The organism is Sphingopyxis sp. A083, from assembly GCF_001468495.1.
Lineage (GTDB): Bacteria > Pseudomonadota > Alphaproteobacteria > Sphingomonadales > Sphingomonadaceae > Sphingopyxis > Sphingopyxis terrae.
This window is the reverse complement of sequence record NZ_LNSK01000002.1, coordinates 521,520-534,970: the sequence shown is the minus strand read 5'-3', so window position 1 is coordinate 534,970 and position 13,451 is coordinate 521,520. Positions and strand designations below refer to the sequence as shown.

The 13,451-nt window shown below is 63.4% G+C and carries 12 protein-coding genes and 3 tRNA genes; 7 read left to right on the top strand and 8 right to left on the bottom strand.

All coding sequences use genetic code 11. The features are described 5' to 3' along the window. Window positions 1-15 precede the first annotated feature (15 nt). Both ATE59_RS06690 and ATE59_RS06685 read left to right on the top strand, forming a co-directional pair. Window positions 16-546, top strand: a complete 531-nt coding sequence (locus ATE59_RS06690) for a hypothetical protein (RefSeq protein WP_058811669.1) — start codon at window positions 16-18, stop codon at window positions 544-546. Between the two features lie 135 nt (window positions 547-681). Further along, window positions 682-2,043 (top strand): DEAD/DEAH box helicase, encoded by a 1,362-nt coding sequence (locus ATE59_RS06685; protein ID WP_058811668.1) that lies wholly within the window; start codon window positions 682-684, stop codon window positions 2,041-2,043. Window positions 2,044-2,073: 30 nt separating this feature from the next. Here ATE59_RS06685 and ATE59_RS06680 read toward each other — a convergent pair whose 3' ends face one another. Then, window positions 2,074-3,090 (bottom strand): NADP-dependent oxidoreductase, encoded by a 1,017-nt coding sequence (locus ATE59_RS06680; protein WP_082657328.1) that lies wholly within the window; start codon window positions 3,088-3,090, stop codon window positions 2,074-2,076. Between the two features lie 90 nt (window positions 3,091-3,180). On the opposite strand from ATE59_RS06680, the gene ATE59_RS06675 reads away from it, so the two are divergent. Further along, window positions 3,181-3,256 (top strand) — tRNA-Ala (locus tag ATE59_RS06675). Between the two features lie 23 nt (window positions 3,257-3,279). On the opposite strand, the gene ATE59_RS06670 is transcribed toward ATE59_RS06675, so the two are convergent. From ATE59_RS06670 to cpdR, 5 genes are all read right to left on the bottom strand, one after another. Then, window positions 3,280-4,332, bottom strand: coding sequence for an aspartyl/asparaginyl beta-hydroxylase domain-containing protein (locus ATE59_RS06670; RefSeq protein ID WP_058811667.1), 1,053 nt, complete (start codon window positions 4,330-4,332; stop codon window positions 3,280-3,282). Next, on the bottom strand, window positions 4,329-6,638 hold the full coding sequence (locus ATE59_RS06665; RefSeq protein ID WP_058811666.1) for an ATP-dependent helicase: 2,310 nt from the start codon (window positions 6,636-6,638) through the stop codon (window positions 4,329-4,331). Before ATE59_RS06665 ends, ATE59_RS06670 begins: the two co-directional genes overlap by 4 nt. A gap of 13 nt (window positions 6,639-6,651) precedes the next feature. Continuing rightward, window positions 6,652-7,566, bottom strand: a complete 915-nt coding sequence (locus ATE59_RS06660) for a Rossmann-like and DUF2520 domain-containing protein (RefSeq protein ID WP_082657327.1) — start codon at window positions 7,564-7,566, stop codon at window positions 6,652-6,654. A gap of 51 nt (window positions 7,567-7,617) precedes the next feature. After that, window positions 7,618-7,692: transfer RNA gene (locus ATE59_RS06655), tRNA-Val, on the bottom strand. Between the two features lie 73 nt (window positions 7,693-7,765). Next, complete coding sequence (cpdR, locus tag ATE59_RS06650; protein WP_003051480.1) at window positions 7,766-8,143, bottom strand: cell cycle two-component system response regulator CpdR; 378 nt, start codon at window positions 8,141-8,143, stop codon at window positions 7,766-7,768. Window positions 8,144-8,294: 151 nt separating this feature from the next. Here cpdR and ATE59_RS06645 point away from each other — a divergent pair, with 151 nt between their 5' ends. Next, on the top strand, window positions 8,295-9,170 hold the full coding sequence (locus ATE59_RS06645; protein WP_231737200.1) for an N-formylglutamate amidohydrolase: 876 nt from the start codon (window positions 8,295-8,297) through the stop codon (window positions 9,168-9,170). Between the two features lie 181 nt (window positions 9,171-9,351). Here ATE59_RS06645 and ATE59_RS06640 read toward each other — a convergent pair. Both ATE59_RS06640 and ATE59_RS06635 read right to left on the bottom strand, forming a co-directional pair. Further along, window positions 9,352-9,428 (bottom strand) — tRNA-Pro (locus ATE59_RS06640). Between the two features lie 106 nt (window positions 9,429-9,534). Next, window positions 9,535-9,963, bottom strand: a complete 429-nt coding sequence (locus ATE59_RS06635; protein ID WP_058811665.1) for a JAB domain-containing protein — start codon at window positions 9,961-9,963, stop codon at window positions 9,535-9,537. Between the two features lie 131 nt (window positions 9,964-10,094). On the opposite strand from ATE59_RS06635, the gene thyA reads away from it, so the two are divergent. From thyA to ATE59_RS06620, 3 genes are all read left to right on the top strand, one after another. Continuing rightward, entirely contained in the window at window positions 10,095-11,030 is a 936-nt protein-coding gene (gene thyA, locus ATE59_RS06630) for a thymidylate synthase (protein WP_269434522.1), read from the top strand. 94 nt (window positions 11,031-11,124) lie between these two features. Continuing rightward, window positions 11,125-12,420 (top strand): 3-methyl-2-oxobutanoate dehydrogenase (2-methylpropanoyl-transferring) subunit alpha, encoded by a 1,296-nt coding sequence (locus tag ATE59_RS06625; RefSeq protein WP_058811664.1) that lies wholly within the window; start codon window positions 11,125-11,127, stop codon window positions 12,418-12,420. Between the two features lie 26 nt (window positions 12,421-12,446). Beyond that, the gene (locus ATE59_RS06620) at window positions 12,447-13,451 is read left to right on the top strand and encodes an alpha-ketoacid dehydrogenase subunit beta (RefSeq protein WP_003051495.1); all 1,005 of its coding nucleotides are present in this window, start codon (window positions 12,447-12,449) and stop codon (window positions 13,449-13,451) included.

Genomic DNA, 13,451 nt, shown 5'->3' with positions numbered 1-13,451 from the left:
GGAGCGGGCGCATCCATGGTGACGGCGCTGGCCCTGCTGGTCGCGGCGGCTGCGCCCGCGTCGGACGTGCCCATCGCGGCAACGCTGCCGCCGGTGGAGGCGTCCATACCCGCCATTGCCCCCCCTGATGCCGGCTTTTTCCAAGTCGTGATCGAGCAGCAGATCATCATCCGTGTTCCGGCACAGCGTAGTCCGATCAATAATTTCGCAGCCCCCGCGCCGCCGCCACCGCCCGTTCGTCCGCGCGAAGCGCAGGTGGTCTGGAAGGAAAAGAAGGGGCCGCGCTGCGTCGCGATGAAGAACATCGTGCGGATGGAGGCAGTGCAGCGCGACAGCATCGATCTGATCACCCGCCAGAAGCAGTTGCTGCGTGCCCAGTTGAACCGCGGCTGTCGGGCGCTCGACTTCTATGCCGGCTTCTACATGAAGGGAAACAAGGACGGGCAGCTGTGCAAAGGCCGTGACGAAATCCATGCGCGGACCGGCGCAAAGTGCGAGGTGGACGAGTTTCGCTTGCTCGTCCCGGTGGCGCGCGACGACGACTGAGCGGGGCGGCGCGCGATTTTTCGGCCAGATCGGTCGGCTTTTCTTGACTTTTCACCGCCACTTCCCCTAGGGGCGCGGCAGCAACGGCTGGCGTGGGAAGCCGTGCTGCAACATTTTTCCGGACATGATGACCTTATGAAATTTGCCGACATCGGCCTTTCCGACGAACTTTTGCGCGCTGTGACCGAAGCGGGCTATGACGAACCGACACCGATCCAGGCGGGCGCCATCCCTTCGGTTCTGATGATGCGCGACATTATCGGCATCGCGCAAACGGGCACCGGCAAGACAGCATCCTTTGTGCTGCCGATGATCGACATTCTGGCGCATGGCCGCGCCCGCGCGCTGATGCCGCGCTCGCTGATCCTCGAACCGACGCGCGAACTTGCGGCGCAGGTGGCCGAGAATTTCGAAAAATACGGCAAATATCACAAGCTTTCGATGGCGTTGCTCATCGGCGGCGTCCAGATGGGCGATCAGATCAAGGCGCTCGAAAGGGGCGTCGATGTGCTGATCGCGACGCCGGGCCGCCTGATGGACCTGTTCGAGCGCGGCAAGATATTGCTCACCGGCTGCGACCTCCTCGTCATCGACGAGGCGGACCGGATGCTCGACATGGGCTTCATTCCGGACATCGAGAATATCTGCACCAAGCTGCCGGCGAATCGCCAGACCTTGCTCTTTTCGGCGACGATGCCGCCGCCGATCAAGAAGCTCGCCGACAAATTCCTGTCGAATCCCAAGACGATCGAAGTCGCGCGGCCCGCGAGCACCAACGTCAATATTACCGAGTTCCTGGTCAAGACCAGCGAGCGCGGCAAGCGCGAAACGCTGCGCGGGCTGCTCGAGGAAGAGGATATCAGCACCGCGATCATCTTCTGCAATCGCAAGACGACCGTGCGTGAGCTCGCCAAATCGCTCCAACGCTACCGCTATCGCGCGGGCGAGATCCATGGCGACATGGATCAGTCGAGCCGCATTGCCGAACTCGATCGCTTCAAAAAGGGCGACATCAACATCCTCGTCGCGTCCGACGTCGCGGCCCGGGGTCTCGATGTGAAGGGCGTCAGCCACGTCTTCAACTTCGACGCGCCTTGGCATCCCGACGACTATGTCCACCGCATCGGACGTACCGGGCGGGCAGGGGCGAAGGGCCGCGCTTTCACGCTCGTCAGCCCGTCCGATGCGGAGGCGGTTGACAACATCCAGAAGCTGACCGGCCACAAGATCGATATCTTTGCGGGCGGCGAGCGTCAGGAACCCACCGAAGAGATTAAGGAAAAGCAACCGCCGCAAGCGAAGAAGAGCCGGCGCGGCGGTGCGAAACCGAAATCGAAGGACGATGCGCCCCGCGCGGAATCCAAAAGCAGCGCATCCAGGCGCCCCGAACGCAAGACGCCCGATGCGCCGCGCCAGAAGCCGGTTCGCGACGACGAACCCGACGACGGCTGGAACGGCCCGATGCCGGGCTTCCTTTCGGTCGGTTTCGGTAGCTAAAACCGGGCCCGGATCGGCGGTGCGTTCGCGTCAGACGCGGACGAGCATCTTTCCGATATTCGCGCCGGAAAACAAACCAAGGAACGCGTCGGGCGCCGCTTCGACCCCGTCGCGCACGGTTTCACGCATCGTCACCGCACCGCTCGCGATCAGCCCTGCCATGTCGGCGTAGAATTCTTCCATGCAGTCGAAGAACTGGTCGGTATAGATAAAGCCCTCCATGCGGATACGCGCCGGGATCGTCCGGATCAGGTGGCGCATTTCCTGGGGCTTTCCGTCATTATAGACGTCGATCATGCCGCAGATGGCAAAGCGGGCGAAATCATTGGCGACCGCGAAGGCCGCGTCGAGATGATCGCCGCCGACATTGTCGAAATAGACGTCGACGCCGCTTTTGCCGAGGCCGTCCAGCGCTTCGGTAAGCGCGGGGACAAGCGGGCCCGCCTTGTAATCCACAACGGCATCGGCTCCCAGATCCTTGACCCAGGCGCATTTTTCTGCGCCGCCGGCGGAGCCGATGACGGTCATCTCGCGCGCTTTGGCGATCTGGACCACCGCCGAGCCAACGGCGCCTGCGGCGGCGGACACGAAAACCGTGTCGCCGGGCTTTGCCGCTGCAATGCGGAGAAGGCCGATCCACGCGGTGCCCCCGGTCAGCCCCATATTGTGGAGAAAGGTCTGGGGCGGCATGCCAGCGGCGAGCAGATCGGCAGGCAGCTTGGTCGGCGTCATCTCCAGCCCGATGGTTCCGCCGTCGCGCCAGCCGCCCATGTGCAGGATGATGTCGCCCGGCGCAAAGCCGTCCATTGCACTTTCTATGACTTCGCCGATCGCCCCGCCAGTCATCGGCTGGTCTAGCTGGAAGGAGGCGGCGTAGCTTTTGGCATCGTTCATCCGGCCGCGCATATAGGGGTCGACCGACAGCCAGTGATTGCGCACGCGAAGCTGATCGGTTTCGAGCGGCAGATCGGGAAGCGCGTGCAGCGCAAAATCGTCGATCGTCGGCAATCCTTGCGGACGACGCACCAGATGCCATGCCTTCGCCATCGATTGTTCCCCCAATTATCCGAAGATATTTCCTATCGTCAGAAAAGCCGTTGCCAGTGTCAACCAGTCCCGTTAAGAGCGCCCCGTCGCGGGGCCGTAGCTCAGATGGGAGAGCGCTGCAATCGCACTGCAGAGGTCAGGGGTTCGATTCCCCTCGGCTCCACCAGCGACATTCCTCGAATTTTTTGATCAGTGACCGTCATCATAGGCGTCGATGGCAGAAAACAGCATCGTGAGCTGCTCGCGTTCGTCGGCGTCGATGTCGGGACGCCATATCTCGAATAACAGCACCGTGCGGTCGCTGGTGCCGCGATTCCACGCTTCATGTTCAAAGCTGTCGTCGAAGATCATCAATTCACCTTCGCGCCATGCGCGCGTTTCGGCGCCGACGCGGATGCCGCAGCCATCGGGCACCACGAGTGGCAGATGGCAAATAAGCCGAGTGTTCAGCAACCCGTGGTGCGGCGCAATGTGGGTTCCGGGTTTGAGACGCGAAAACAACGCTATGGGTGCGCGTCCGGGAATCACCGGCTGGGGGGCGCGCGCTAGCGCCGCGAGCGTTTGACGGCACAAGCGATCCATGCCGCTTGCGATCTCGCCACTTCGCCACAGCCAAGCCGCACCCCAGTCCGGCTTGTCCAGCAATGGATTATTGGGCGGAGGTCGATCGGGGTTGGCCGCGACATAGGGCGAAAAATGCTCGCCCGGATCGTTCAACAAGGCTTGCAGCTCGTCGCGGATGGCGGCGGTGGCGGTCTCCACTTCGGAAACCCAGTCAAATTGCGACCGATCAAAAAATGCCCGCTGCGCAAGGCCGGGAAAGTAGAACATATTAGGCTGCTGCTGATACAGCGGTTGTTCGCCCGATAATAGCCGCAGAGCCTCAGCTACACGCGGGGTCGCGGTGCGTTGGTCGAGTCCGGCTGCGCGAAGGCGGTTGAACAGGTGGTCGGCCAGAACATTGTCGACATCGGACAAATATTGCTCCGCTCTTTGCAACGAAGGGTGCAGCGCAGGATGGACTTCGCGAGCCTGGGTCGCGGTTGCCAGCGCCAAGCGATAGAAGCTGCTGGCGGCACGTTCGTCATTGAGCCGACGCTTGAGTTCCGCCATCGCGACCAGCGCCGCGATGTTGGTCCGATCCGCTCGAATGAGCGCGTCGAGCGCCGCTGCTTCGGCGGCTGAATCGCCCCTGCCATGGGCTTCGCGTGCTTTGCGCAGCCATTCATCCTTGGTTGTCATGCCGCCCTCACAAAGCCGTCGAGCACCCGCTTTGCGCCCGCCTGCTCGAATTCGACCTCCAGCTTGTTGCCGTCAATGTCGATGATTTCGCCATAGCCGAATTTTTCGTGGAACACGCGCATACCGATGGCGAGGTCGGCGCGCGGCTTGGCCCCCACCGATGCGGCGGGCGCTCGCTCGGACGGCGCGGGCGCGCGAGTGACGGTCGATGATTGCGCGACGGCGCGCTGCCACGCCGGGCCGCGCGTCATCGTGCGGGCCGGCTGGCGCTCGGCAACATGCGCAAAAGGATCGCCCTGTGCCGACCAGTTGGCCCGCCAAAGGCTCTGGCCGCCGCCGAAGCTGTTCTCGCTTGCCACATGCTCGGGCGGGATTTCGCCGATAAAGCGGCTCGGGATGCTGCTCATCCACTGGCCGTAGATGCGCCGGTTCGCGGCATGATAGATGCTGGCGCGCTGACGGGCGCGGGTGATCGCGACATAGGCCAGCCGGCGCTCTTCCTCCAGACTCGCCGTCCCGCCTTCATCCATCGCGCGTTGCGACGGAAAGACGCCGTCCTCCCATCCGGCGAGGAAGACATGATCGAATTCGAGGCCCTTGGCGGCATGGATCGTCATGATCGTCACCGTTTCGGTCTGGTCGTCATTGTCGCGGTCCATCACCAGGCTGACATGCTCGAGGAAGGCTTCGAGCGAGTCATATTCTTCCATCGCGCGAACGAGTTCGGAGAGGTTTTCAAGCCGTCCCGCCGCCTCGGCGCTGCGATCGGCCTGAAGCATCGCGGTATAGCCCGATTCATCGAGGATGAGCTGCGTCAACTCGGGATGCGACAGCTCGCTCGCCTTCGATTGCCAGCCGCGCATCATGGCGACAAAATTGGCGAGCTGGCGCCGCGCCTGCGGGGTCAGCTCGTCGGTTTCGGTAATCCGCGACGCCGCATGGAACAGCGGGGTCCGGTCGATCCGTGCGAACTGGTGGATACGCGCCACTGCCTTGTCGCCCAATCCGCGCTTCGGGACATTGACGATCCGCTCGAACGCCAGATCGTCGGCAGGCGACTGGACGAGGCGCAAATAGGCGAGCGCATCGCGAATTTCGGCGCGCTCATAGAAGCGGAAGCCGCCGACGATGCGATAGGGCATGCCGATCGCGATGAAGCGATCCTCGAATTCGCGGGTCTGGAACTGCGCGCGGACGAGGATGGCGGCGCGGTCGAGCGAGACACGCCGGCGTTGCAAATCTTCCAGTTCCTCGCCGACCCGGCGCGCTTCTTCGGGGCCGTCCCACACGCCGACGACGCGCACCTTGTCGCCCGCATCGAGTTCGGTCCACAGCGTCTTGCCGAGGCGGTCGCTGTTCTGCGCAATCAGCGCCGACGCGGCCGCCAATATCTGCGGGGTCGACCGGTAATTCTGCTCGAGCCGGATTACCGTCGCGCCGGGAAAGTCCTTTTCGAAGCGCAGGATGTTCGCGACCTCGGCGCCGCGCCACGAATAGATCGACTGGTCGTCGTCGCCGACGCAGCAGATATTCTTGCGCGCCTGCGCCAGCAGCCGCAGCCAGAGATACTGGCTGGCGTTGGTATCCTGATATTCATCGACGAGGATATATTTGAAGCGCTGCTGATACTGTTCGAGCACATCGCGGTGATTTTTCAGAATCACCAGCATGTGCAGCAGCAGGTCGCCGAAATCGCAGGCGTTGAGCGTCTTCAGCCGCGCCTGATACAGCGCATAGAAATGGCCGCCCTTGCCGTCGGCATAGGCTTCCTTGTCACCCGCATCAAGGTCGGGCGGCGTCAGGCCGCGGTTCTTCCACTTGTCGATCAGCGCCGCGAGCTGGCGCGCCGGCCAGCGCTTTTCATCGAGCCCCTCGGTCTGGATGATCTGCTTGAGCACGCGAAGCTGGTCGTCGGTGTCGAGGATGGTGAAATTGCTTTGCAGGCCGACGAGTTCGGCGTGACGGCGCAGCATTTTCGCGCAGATGCTGTGAAAAGTGCCCAGCCAGCGCATGCCCTCGACCGCGTCGCCGATCATCCGCCCGATGCGTTCGCGCATCTCGCGCGCTGCCCTGTTGGTGAAGGTGACGGCCAGGATTTCCGACGGCCAGGCGCGCCGCGTCGCGATGATATGCGCCAGCCGTGCCGTCAGTGCGGCGGTCTTGCCCGTGCCGGCCCCGGCGAGCATCAGCACTGGCCCTTCGGTGGTGAGAACGGCCTGCCGCTGCGGGCCGTTCAGGCCCTGCAGATAGGGCGGATCCGACGGCGAGGGCGGCGGCAGATCGGGGAGGGGGGAGGGGGTGTCCATTATGCGCGAACGATTAGGGAACAGCGCCGCTGCTGTCCAGTGCGCGGCGCAGCGCTGCGTCGGGCCGTGCGCCCTCGTGTTCGAGCCGGTCTATCGTGGCAACCGCCATCGCCCGATATGCGGCGACAAGGTCAGGATCATGCGCGGCAAGCGCCGCAACATGATCGCGGATCGTCTGAACGTCGCCGCGCAGCAACGGTCCCGAAAGGGCACCGAACCCGCGGTCGAGGCTGTTGTCCAGCGCGGCCTGCACCAGCGGCGCGAGTAGCGCGCGCGGCGCGTCGACTCCTGCGTGTTCAAGAGCTTGCGCGGCATCGGCAAGCAGCGTCACGAGATGGTTCGACGCGTGGCAGAGCGCCGCGTGATAAAGCGCGCGGCGCTCTTCGGGAATTTCGACCGCAACACCGCCGAGCAGGGCGACGATCTGCCGGGCCTGCACCGCGGCGTCGGCGCTCGATCCGGTGACTGCAAAGCGGGCGCCGGCCATGCGCGCAACCTCGCCCGCTGGGTCGCCGGTAAAGGTCATCGCCGGATGGATAGCGGCCGTTGTCCATCCCGCATCGTGCAGCGGCGCCAGAAGCGCTGCCCCGCTGCGGCCGCTGACGTGGAAAACGAAAGGCGACGCTTCAGTCGTCGATGCTGCTATCGCCAATGCGGTCACGATGCCGGCAATGGCGTCATCGGCAACGGCGATCGCAATCGCATTGCATGTTTGGAAGAGTGCCCCAAGGGTGGGGGTGGTTTCGATGCCATCGACTTGCCGCTCCGCTTCGGCCAGTTGCTCGGGCGAACGTCCCCATAGCAAGGGCGGTTCGTGCGACGCGGGCTTCAGTCCGAGCGCCAAGGCGCGCGCCACGCGGCCCGATCCTACGATTCCGATCCGCCGAAATATGTCGATGTTCATGATGTCTACGATACGGCAGATCATGGTCTGCCGCCACCCGGCGGCGGGATCAGGGCCAATCGAAAGGGAGGAAAATGGTGGGCGTGGCAAGGATTGAACTTGCGACCCCTGCGATGTCAACACAGTGCTCTACCACTGAGCTACACGCCCACACGTTTTGGGGTGACGCGCCCCTTAAAGGCCTCGGCGCAGGCTGGCAAGCCCTTCGCGCGCAAAGTTGAAATTATTGTTGGTTGCTGCGATCGGCGCGGCCGAAAAGCATATCGACCTCGCGCACCAGATCCTTGAGGTGAAAGGGCTTGGACAGCAGCTTGGCTTGCGGGACATTCTCTTCGGCGCGCAGCGATACCGCCGCGAATCCGGTGATGAACATCACCTGCGTTTGCGGCGCCGCCTTTGCGGTGTGCTGCGCCAGCTCGATACCATCCATTTCGGGCATCACGATGTCGGAGAGGAGCAGGTCGAATGTGCCCGAATCGATATAGGGGACCGCTTCGGTGCCGCGGTCGACCGCGGTCACATGATAACCCGCGCCAGTCAGCGCCCGCGCCAGATATTCGCGCATCACATCATCATCTTCGGCGAGCAAGATGCGGATCATCGTAAAATTCTGCCCCTGTCTTCCGGCTGTGCCCGATCGTGTAATCGCGCGTACCGCACCCCTCGAATGAAACTGTGTCATAGCGGGAGAGATTTAACAAATTGCCGCGCCGCTGGATTCGTCGGCGCTTTTTTGCCACCCTCTCATATCGATGCCCCACCGCACCCTTCCGCCCGCCGCAATCGCGGTCCAACGTCCCGACGCGCCAGGCTCCGTCGTCGTGTCGATCCCGCATGCCGGGCGCCTCTATCCCCCTGAAATACTTGCAGCGGCGCGCGTGCCGATCGCCGATCTCGAGCGGCTGGAGGATCGCTGGTGCGATGTCATCGCGGCGGGTGCGGTCGAGGCCGGCGCGACGGTGGTGCAGGCGCTGTGGGCGCGCGCAGTCGCCGATTGCAATCGCGGCGAGGGGCAGATGGCGCCCGCCGAGGTCGCAGTGCCGCTTCGCGCACAATTTTCGGCGCCGGGCCGCAAGGAGCGCGCCGGGCTGGGCGTCGTGCCGACGCGGCTCGCCGACTGCGGTACATTGTGGAAACGTCCGATCGACCGGGCCGCGCTGCACTGGCGTCTCGAATCGCTGCATCGGCCCTATCATGCAGCAATTGCCGAAGAACTCGCCGCGGCGCGTGATCGCTTCGGCCACGCCATTCTGATGGACCTGCACAGCATGCCTTCGATTCCGTCCGGACAGCCAGGTCATGGGGCGCGCATCGTGATCGGCGATCGCTTCGGCACATCGGCGGGCGAGTGGCTATCCGACCTGCTTCTCGACAGTGCCGCACGGCTCGGCGTCGCCGTGACGCGCAACCAGCCCTATGCAGGCGGGCATATCGTGCGGACGCACGGACGACCGCTGGCGGGCGTCCACGCGGTTCAGATCGAAATCGACCGGAGTCTCTATCTGCACCCTGACAAGAGCGTCGATGCGACCCGTTCGGGCGCACTTGCGCGCTGGTTCGCCGGCCTGATCGATGCGGCGGGGCAGATGCGTCCCGATGGCGACATGCTGCCGCTTGCCGCCGAATAAAAAACCACCTCGTACCGGAGTACGAGGTGGCCAGGGTCCAGGGAGGACGCACCCACGTCCGCTAGGACGAGGCGCTCGCCGCGATGGAAAGGGGGAAAACCATGGCGGCGTAGGATCAATTTAGGATGGGTCGCGACACGTTACAAGACGCGTCTGTGCAAAATCTGCAGCAATGCGAAACTGGTCGGGGAGAGAGGATTCGAACCTCCGGCCCCTGCCTCCCGAAGACAGTGCTCTACCAGGCTGAGCTACTCCCCGACCGATCTCTGGCGCCGGCGGACCGGCGCGAGGGCAGGGCGGTCCTCTAGACGCGCCTTTTCGGAACTTCAAGCGCCAATCGGCAGCTTTGACGATATTCGCCGATTTAGAGCAATTGCGCGCGGCGGAAGCTGAAATGACCATGATCGACGAAGATCAGATGATCGGTCAAATCGACGGCGATTCGGCGGAGAAAATCCATTGCCTCGCCGGTTGCGGCCAGATCGGCTTCGCTCGGGTAGCCGCAGCCCGATGGATGATTATGCGCCATTAGCACGGTCGCGGCGCCCCGGCCGATCAGCCGGTGCCAGCAAGCGGGGGCGATCGTGCAGCGGCCGTCGATACCGCCTTCGCAGCATTCGATCCGCATCAGGCGCCCGAAACCGTCGAATCCGGCCAGGATCAACCGCTCGCGGTCAGCGGGGAACTCGGCGCGCAGCAGATCGCGGGCCACCGCGTCCTCCGCGTCGCGATCGACGAAGCCGCTCAGCGTCGTGCCATCGAAGGGGCGGGCAGGTGGGAAAGCGAGCGCCATCACCGAAATCTGCGCCCCGTGCCCGCGCGCGCCAAGCCGGGACTGGGCCGAAACGGTGCGAGGTCGGGCGGGGCGCTTGCGGGCCGCGTCGCTGCCGCCTAGCAAAGAGGCCGCAATGCCGGGAGCGAGTCTTGTCCGAATCCATCCATTATGAACTTCAATATCTCGACCTTATGCGTCGGATATGGACCGAAGGCGACGAACGCGTCGACCGCACCGGGGTCGGGACGCGCTCGCTGTTCGGCGAAACGATGCGCTTTTCGCTGCGCGACGATGCCATTCCCTTGCTCACAACCAAGCGCGTGTACTGGAAAACGGCGCTGCGCGAGCTGTTGTGGTTCCTGACCGGCGACACCAATATCCGACCGCTGGTTGCGCAGGGCGTCCGCATATGGACCGACTGGCCGCTCGAGAAATATCGCCGCGCGACGGGCGAGCAGATCGACGCCGAAGCGTTCGAGGCGCGGATCGTCGCCGATCCTGATTTCGCGGCGGCGTGGGGCGATCTGGGGCCGGTCTACGGTCATCAGTGGGTCAATTGGCCACGCTATGAGCCGGCGGGCGAGGGCCTGTTCCGCCGTGTGGAAGAGGGGCACAACCAGATCGCCGCGCTGATCGACTCGCTCCGCAACAACCCCGGATCGCGCCGGCATATCTTCACCGGCTGGAATGTCGCCGATCTCGACCGCATGGCGCTGCCGCCCTGTCACATGACCTATCAGTTTCATGTGCGGAGCGACGGCGGACTGTCGTGCCTTCTGTTCCAGCGGTCGTGCGACCTGGGCCTGGGTTTTGCCTTCAACATATTCGAAGCCGCGCTTCTGACGCGGATGGTTGCGGCGCAATGCGGCCTTCATGCCCATGAACTGGTGTGGACCGGCGGCGACGTCCATCTTTACCTCAATCACGCAGAGCTTGTGGAGCAGCAGCTTCGGCGCGTTCCATCGGGCGCACCGCGATTGCGCATCCTTCGGCAGGCTTCGAGCATTTTCGATTATGCGTTCGACGATTTCGCGGTCGAGAATTACGCCCCGCAGGCGCACATTTCCGCGCCCGTTGCGGTCTGAGAGGCCGACATTGCATTGCTATGCAGGAAGTAATAATATGTCGTCCAATTGAAATATAACGGCGCGGCGATTCGCGCCCTGAAGGGACGAAGATATGCCCGAAACGCATCGGCGCCCGGCGAGCAATCTGCCGCCGCTGTCGCTCCATATTCCCGAACCCCGCTATCGCCCCGGCGACACGCCCGACTTTGGCGATATCGATGTTCCGGCGGTCGAGGCGACCCCGCGTCCGGGCGAAGCGACCAAGCCCGATGCGATGCGCGATATGTGCTACGGCCTTGTCCGCGTGCTCGATTTTGACGGGCAGGCGAAGGGCGCGTGGGATCCGAAGCTCAGCGCCGAACGGTTGCGCGCGATGCTGCGTTACATGATGCTCGTCCGCGCCTTCGATGACCGCATGTTCCGCGCCCAGCGCCAGGGCAAGACCAGCTTTTACATGAAATGCACCGGCGAGGAGGCGACCTCGGTCGCCTCGACGATGGCGATCGACCGCGCCGATATGTGCTTTCCCAGCTACCGCCAGCAAGGCATCTTGATCGCGCGCGATTATCCGCTGATCCAGATGATGAACCAGATCTATTCGAACCGCGGCGACCATCTGCTCGGGCGGCAATTGCCGATCATGTATTCGGCGCCCGAGCACGGGTTTTTCAGCGTTTCGGGCAATCTCGCGACGCAATATCCCCAAGCAGTCGGCTGGGCGATGGCATCGGCCTCGAAGGGCGACAGCCGCATCGCGGCCGTGTGGTGCGGCGAAGGGTCGTCGGCCGAAGGCGATTTCCATTCGGCGCTAACCTTTGCGACCGTCTATAACGCGCCGGTCATCTTCAACGTCGTCAACAACCAGTGGGCGATATCCAGCTTTTCGGGTTTTGCCGGGGGTGAGCGGACGACTTTTGCGGCGCGCGCCGTCGGCTATGGCATCGCCGGCCTGCGCGTCGACGGCAATGACCCGCTTGCCGTCTATGCCGCGACGCAATGGGCGGCTGACCGGGCGCGGACGAATAACGGTCCGACGCTGATCGAACATTTCACCTATCGCGCCGAAGGGCACAGCACCTCGGACGACCCGAGCGCCTATCGCGCCGCGCAGGAAGCGAGCGCCTGGCCGTTTGGCGATCCGATCGCGCGTCTGAAGCAGCATCTGATTGCGCTCGGCGAATGGGACGATGCGCAGCATGATGCGCTACGCGCCGAACTCGATGATCTGGTAAAGACAACCCAGAAGCAGTCGGAAAAGCTCGGGATTCTGGGTCACGGCATGCACCAGCCGTTCGAAACGATGTTCGAGGATGTCTTCGAGGAAATGCCCTGGCATCTCAAGGAGCAGTGCGATCAAATGCTGGCCGAACAGGAAAAGAAGTTCGGCCCCAATTGGAAGCCCGAATGATGGCCGGCGAAACCCAGACCAAGACGATGAACATGATCGAGGCGATCAACAGCGCCATGGACATCATGCTCGAACGCGATCCTAACACCGTCGTGATGGGTGAGGACGTCGGCTTTTTCGGCGGCGTCTTTCGCGCCACCGCGGGCCTGCAGAAAAAGCACGGCAAGACGCGTGTTTTCGATACCCCCATCAACGAATGCGGCATCATCGGCGTCGCCGTCGGCATGGGCGCTTATGGCCTGCGTCCGGTCCCCGAAATCCAGTTTGCCGACTATATCTACCCCGGGCTCGACCAACTCGTGAGCGAGGCGGCGCGGCTGCGCTATCGTTCGGCGAACGATTTTATCTGCCCGATGACGGTACGCACGCCGTTCGGTGGCGGCATTTTTGGCGGCCAGACGCACAGCCAGTCGCCCGAAAGCATCATGACGCATATCTGCGGCGTGAAGACGGTCATTCCGTCGAACCCCTATGATGCCAAGGGCCTGTTGATCGCAGCGATCGAGGATAACGACCCCGTCGTCTTCCTCGAACCCAAACGTATCTACAATGGCCCGTTCAGCGGCTATTACGACCGCCCGGTCGAACCCTGGTCGAAGCATGATGCGAGCGCGGTCCCCGAAGATTATTACCGCATCGAACTGGGGAAAGCTGCCACGGTACGCGCCGGCGAGGCGGTGACGGTGCTCGCTTATGGCACGATGGTCCACGTCGCCAAGACGGTGATCGAGGAGATGGGCGTCGACGCCGAAATCCTCGACCTGCGGACGCTGCTGCCGCTCGACATCGATGCAATCGAAACCTCGGTAAAGAAGACCGGGCGCTGCCTCATCATCCATGAAGCGACGCGCACCTCGGGCTTTGGCGCCGAACTGGCGGCACTCGTCCAGGAACGCTGCTTCTATCATCTCGAGGCGCCGGTCGAGCGCGTGACGGGTTTCGACACGCCTTATCCCCACAGCCTCGAATGGGCTTATTTCCCCGGGCCAGTACGCATCGCGACCGCGCTCGAAAAGATCATGAAGGATTGA